Consider the following 2,312-nt stretch of genomic DNA (forward strand, 5'->3'; position numbering starts at 1 on the left):
TCCCGAACAGGACCGTGAAACGACTTTGCGCCGATGATAGTGCTGCAACCAGTGTGAAAGTAGGTTATCGTCAGGCTAGTTATATGAAAAACCCCGCAGAGTGATCTCTGCGGGGTTTTTTGCTTTTCCGCTTCACTTCATCTCAATTCAGGCGTGCACGATTCCCGCTTGCGCCGCCCACTGTTCCAGGCTGCTGCGCTTCATTGCTGCTGCCATCATGTCGGGAACAGGTCCGGCGTGCAGGCAAACACAGGCCCCCATGGCTGCCAGCCTGGCAGCGTTTTGCCGGTTATACGATGGAGCGCCACGGTCGTCGAGCGCCAGCAGGACGATCAGTTTCACGCCGCTACCCACCAGGTAAGCAGGCCGCTTGAGCATCTCTTCGTTATTTCCACCTTAATACAGGTCGCTGATCAGGACAAAGATCGTGTCTTTCGGCCGCGTCACCAGACCCTGGCAGTAGCCTAGCGCCTGGTTGATGTCCGTTCCGCCGCCGAGTTGGGTGCCGAACAGGACCTCAACCGGGTCGTGGAGCGTCGGTGTCAGGCCGACCACCGCCGTGTCGAACACGACCACGGATGTACTCACAGACGTGATCGTTGCCAGCACTGCTGCGAACACGCTCGCCTACACCACGGAAGGCGCCATGGATTTGGACTGGTCGATGCACAGTACGATGTCGCGCAGCGCCTGGCCTTTGCGGCCGAAGCTGATCCGCGTCTCCGGGATGAGCGTGTTGTATGCGCGGTGGTAATGCTTCAGGTTGGCGCGGATGGTGCGCAGCCAGTCGATCTCGTTGTGCCGCGGCCGGCGATTGCGCACGGCGCCGTGCAGCGCGCCGCTGACCGCCTGCCGCATCGGGCTCGCCAGCTGTTTCTCAGGTTCGCTCACTACGCGCGCGACGACCTGGCGCGCGGTAACGCGTGTCTTGTTGGGCAGGACGCGGTTCAGGCTGAGGAGGGTCGCGACCAGGTGCACGTCGGGTTCCACCGCCATCAGCATCTCGGGTTCGCACAACATCTGCTGCAGGCCCAGCCGCTCCAGCGCATCCTTCTGCATCACCTGCACGACCGACGAGGGAAAATACTGGCGAATGTCGCCAGGCCAGCGCGCCACGCTCGGCGCGGATGCGCCCAGGCCGCCGCCGGTCGCCTTCTTCATAGAGGGCAGTCAGTGCGCTGTCGAGGGCGAGGTCGCGCGTCGTGCTGGATCGTATGGCGGAATCGGACATGATAGCGGGCACGACAGCGTTGAGCACGGCTAGCCAGCTGTCGAGAAAGGGTTGCTCGGCCAGTGCACAGGCATAGTCGTCGAGCAGGGAAGGGATGTCGCGCCCTGCGAGAGTGCCACCGTCGAGCGGCATTACCGCCGACTGCTTGCGCACTCAGCAGGCGGTAAAGGGCGAGGCCGTGTCGCACGGGAGTTTGCGGCTTAGACAGGTGCACTTGAAGGCCGGATCGCCGATGTCGATCTGCGTCCGGTAGGGAGCCTTGCCACTGCCCTGGCACTCTCCCCGCAGGGCGCGCTCGTCGCGTCCTAGTTGGCTCCACTTGGCCGGTGTGGCCAGCTGACTACGGGCTTTGGCCGAGGCAGCGTCGGGAGCCAGCGAGAGGATTCGGTCGGAGGAGAGCGTCACGCGCAAACCCATCGATAAGGGAAGCGTTCGCTATACCTTACCCATGCATAGCGAGCGTGTGAATTCCCATGCAGCGAAAATAAAGTAGTGCCGCAGGGGCGGGCGGGAATGGTGATCCCGAGCCATCGCCAGGATGCCGGCGACGGCTCACCGGTGCCGGACAGCTGCGCGACTCCCCTGGTCAAGCACTGGCTTATATGAAGCGAAGAGGGCGCAGAATTTTTTTTGGGAGGTGCGATCAAAGGCTCTTGCAAGTTACCCGAGAGCTTTGCTATGATTCGCCTCCGCTTCAGCAGTGCTGCAAAGCACGGGCCGAAAAGTTCAACGAAATCAAGTGGTTGAGTTGACAAGGCCGGCAGAAAAAATCTGCGACGAAGCGAACGAGGGGTTGACGAGAAACGCGAAACGCTGCATAATCTCACTTCTCTGCTGCTGACGAACACAACGCTTCGTTAGATACAGCAAGGTGCGAGACACCGATCTTTAACAATCAACAGTCGATAAGTGTGGGCGTTTGATGAAGGTGCCGGCTGGCTTGGGTCAGCTGCACACTTAAATTATCAAATGTTCACAAAAAAGAAATACGTTGCTCAGCAATGAGTGACGGTCAGTATTTTGAGTGAGCGACTCCGTAGCAATACGGATGGCAGCAATGCCAACAAACAGAGATTGAACT

The 2,312-nt window shown here is 59.9% G+C and carries 1 protein-coding gene and 1 pseudogene; both read right to left on the reverse strand.

Annotated elements, in window-relative coordinates; translation table 11 throughout:
• Window positions 1-147 precede the first annotated feature (147 nt).
• Entirely contained in the window at window positions 148-378 is a 231-nt protein-coding gene (locus ACFFJK_RS22960; protein ID WP_446686066.1) for a hypothetical protein, read from the reverse strand.
• Window positions 379-396: 18 nt separating this feature from the next.
• A pseudogene (locus ACFFJK_RS22355) lies at window positions 397-1,161 on the reverse strand (VWA domain-containing protein).
• Window positions 1,162-2,312 lie beyond the last annotated feature (1,151 nt).

Origin of the sequence: Massilia consociata (assembly GCF_042432755.1) — a bacterium.
In the GTDB taxonomy this organism is placed as follows: domain Bacteria; phylum Pseudomonadota; class Gammaproteobacteria; order Burkholderiales; family Burkholderiaceae_D; genus Telluria; species Telluria consociata.

Coding starts and splice junctions, on each gene's coding strand:
- ACFFJK_RS22960 (WP_446686066.1), bottom strand. CDS start 378: ATGCTCAAGCGGCCTGCTTACCTGGTGGGTAGCGGCGTGAAACTGATC.